General features: G+C 65.8%; 3 protein-coding genes. 2 read left to right on the forward strand and 1 reads right to left on the reverse strand.

The annotated features are described in order from the left end of the window. Together EN742_RS29925 and EN742_RS29930 are read left to right on the forward strand one after the other, a co-directional pair. On the forward strand, positions 1-868 hold an 868-nt coding region (locus tag EN742_RS29925), incomplete at its 5' end, for a Ppx/GppA phosphatase family protein (RefSeq protein WP_148670353.1). After that, complete coding sequence (locus EN742_RS29930; protein WP_126054988.1) at positions 868-1,560, forward strand: RlmE family RNA methyltransferase; 693 nt, start codon at positions 868-870, stop codon at positions 1,558-1,560. The genes EN742_RS29925 and EN742_RS29930, both read left to right, overlap by 1 nt. 159 nt (positions 1,561-1,719) lie before the next feature. Here the strand turns inward: EN742_RS29930 and EN742_RS29935 are convergent. Then, positions 1,720-3,045, reverse strand: a 1,326-nt coding sequence (locus EN742_RS29935; protein ID WP_128333611.1) for an MFS transporter, incomplete at its 5' end; no start/stop codon positions are given.

Consider the following 3,045-nt stretch of genomic DNA (forward strand, 5'->3'; position numbering starts at 1 on the left):
GACAGCAACCGGTCGGCTTGGTCAGGCGGCAATGGATCGCGCCGTCGAGGCGCTCAAGGTGTGCGGCGAGAAATTGCGCAACCGCAAGATCAGGAAGGCGCGGCTGATCGCGACGGAAGCCTGCCGCGCGGCCGAAAACGGTGTCGATTTCCTCGATCGTGTCGAGCGCGAGTCGGGGCTGAAGCTGGAGATCATCGACCGCCAGACCGAGGCCAGGCTGGCGGTATCGGGCTGCGGCTCGCTGGTCGAGCGTGACACGCAGGGCGTGGTGCTGTTCGATATCGGCGGCGGCTCCTCCGAGATTGCGCTGATCGACCTTACCGGCCATCGCTCGCCGCGGCTCGCCAACCACATCGTCTCCTGGACATCGTTGCCCGTCGGCGTCGTTTCGCTGGCCGAGCGCTTCGGCGGCCGCACGGTGACGCGCAAGACCTTCGCCGCAATGGTCGAGGACGTGGCGGCGCGGCTGAAGTCCTTCGATGGACGCGACCGGCTCGCGCATGTTCTCGCCAGTCCGAAATTCCACTTGCTCGGCACCTCGGGCACGGTGACGACGCTCGCCGGCGTCCATCTCGAACTTGAGCGCTATGACCGCCGTCGGGTCGACGGCCTGTGGATGGACCGGCAGAGCGTCGACCGCATGGTCGAAAAACTGGTCGGCTGGGATTTCCAGCAGCGTGTCGCCAACCCTTGCATCGGCGCCGACCGCGCCGATCTCGTGCTCGCCGGCTGTGCCATCCTGGAGGCGATCCGCGGCGTCTGGCCGTCAGAGAGGCTGCGCGTCGCCGACCGGGGCCTGCGCGAGGGCATCTTGAGTGAGCTGATGGCCGATGACGGCGTCTGGCGCAGTGACGGGCGGGGTCGCTAATGGCAAGGAAGCCGGAAAAGCCGGGTGGCGGCATTCGGGTGCTGAAGACCCGGATCAAGAAGAAGAGCGGCCTGAAGGAATCCTCGCGCCGCTGGCTCGAGCGCCACATGAATGATCCCTATGTGCAGCGCTCGAAAGCGGACGGATTCAGATCCCGCGCTGCCTACAAACTGATCGAGATCGACGACAAGCACCATCTGCTGAAGCCGGGCATGAAGGTGATCGACCTCGGCGCCGCCCCCGGGGGCTGGTGCCAGGTGGCGGCCGCGCGGACGAAGTCGACGGCGGAGAACCCGCATGTCGTCGGCATCGACTATCTGGAAATGGACGCCGTGCCGGGCGCCCCGGTGCTGCTGATGGATTTCCTCGACCCCGAGGCGCCGCAGAAGCTGTCGGAGGCGCTTGGCGGCCAGCCGGACGTCGTCCTGTCGGACATGGCGGCGCCCACCACGGGCCATCGCCGCACCGATCACCTGCGCACCATGCATCTGTGCGAAGTGGCCGCCGATTTCGCGCTCTCGGTGTTGAAGCCCGGCGGGCACTTCCTCGCCAAGACTTTCCAGGGCGGTGCGGAGAACGAGCTGCTGTCTGTGTTGAAGCAGAACTTCCGCTCGGTCCACCACGTCAAGCCGCCGGCCTCCCGCGACGAGTCGGTGGAGCTCTATCTGCTGGCGAAGGATTTTAAGGGCTAGCGCCTTTCCCTTCTCTCCTTGTGGGAGAAGGTGGCTGCGCAGCGGCCGGATGAGGGGCAATCCGGCTTGGCAAAGACGGCGATCCGTGGCGCACCCCTCAATCGTCTCGGCGCTGCGCGCCGATCCACCTTCTCCCACAGGGGGAGAAGGAGAGGCGCTTCACTTCCCCGGCGACCTCGCCGGTTCCAGCGTCTTTGGTGTTGCCAGCCGGCCATGTCCGGACACCGCGTTGCCGGCATCGGACGCCAGCCGCATGAACGTCAGCGAAGCCACCGCCGACACCGCCGCCACGATGAAAAAGGCGACATGGAAGTCGCTGAGTGTCAGCGGCCCGCCATGAATCGACGTCGAGACTTCCAGGATACCGCCGGCCAGCGCCACGCCGAGCGCGATCGACAGCTGCTGGAACACCGCCGTGATCGGCGTTGCCTTGCTGGTATCTTCGGCCGACACCTCGGCATAGGAGAGCGCGTTGACGCCGGTGAAGAACATCGAGCGGATGAAGCCGCCAACCAGCAATATGACAAGCATCAGCGCATAGGGCGTTTCGGGGGTGAACAGCCCATAGATGGCGATCGACCCGGCCGCGATCAGCGAGCCCGAAATAAGCACCCGGCGGAAGCCGGCAAGCCTGAAGATCAGCGCGGTGACGAATTTCACGCCGATGGCGCCGATCGCCGAAACGAAGGTGATCATGCCCGACTGGAATGGTGTCAGCCCGAAGCCGATCTGGAACATCAGCGGCAAAAGGAACGGCACCGCGCCGATGCCGATGCGAAACAGCGAGCCCCCGAGCACCGAGGAGCGGAACACCTGGTTGCGGAACAGATCCAGCGCAAGCAGCGGATTTTCAGCGCGCCTGGCATGCAGAAGATAGAGCACGCCCGACACCAGCCCGACCGCCACGGTGATGAAGCCGGCGATCGGCGGCAAGGCCGGCAGGCTGACCACCGACAGGCCGAAAACGACGCCCGATGCCGCAAGCCCGCTCAGCACGAAGCCGGGGAAATCCAGCGGCGGCGTCTCGGCGGGCTCGGTCTCCGGCAGGAAGCGGGTGGCGAGCCAGATGCCGATAAGCCCGATTGGCACATTGATCAGGAAGATCCAGTGCCAGGTGAAGTAGGTGGTGATGAAGCCGCCGATCGGTGGACCGACGAGCGGTCCGACCAGGGCCGGCACGGTCAGCCAGGACATCGCCGCGACCAGCTCGCTCTTCGGCGTGGCGCGCACCAGCACCAGGCGGCCGACCGGAGTCATCATCGCGCCGCCGATACCTTGCAGGAAACGGGAGACGACAAAGGCCGGCAGTGAATTGGATATGGCGCAAGCGACGGAGCCGAGGATGAAGACGGCGATCGCGGCGCGAAAGACGTTCTTGGCGCCGAAGCGGTCGGCCATCCAGCCGCTGATCGGAATGAAGATCGCCAGCGACACCAGATAGGCGGTCAGCGCCAGCTTGAGCGCGATCGGGCTGGTGTGGATGTC

This window comes from Mesorhizobium sp. M4A.F.Ca.ET.020.02.1.1 (assembly GCF_004022645.1).
In the GTDB taxonomy this organism is placed as follows: Bacteria; Pseudomonadota; Alphaproteobacteria; order Rhizobiales; family Rhizobiaceae; genus Mesorhizobium.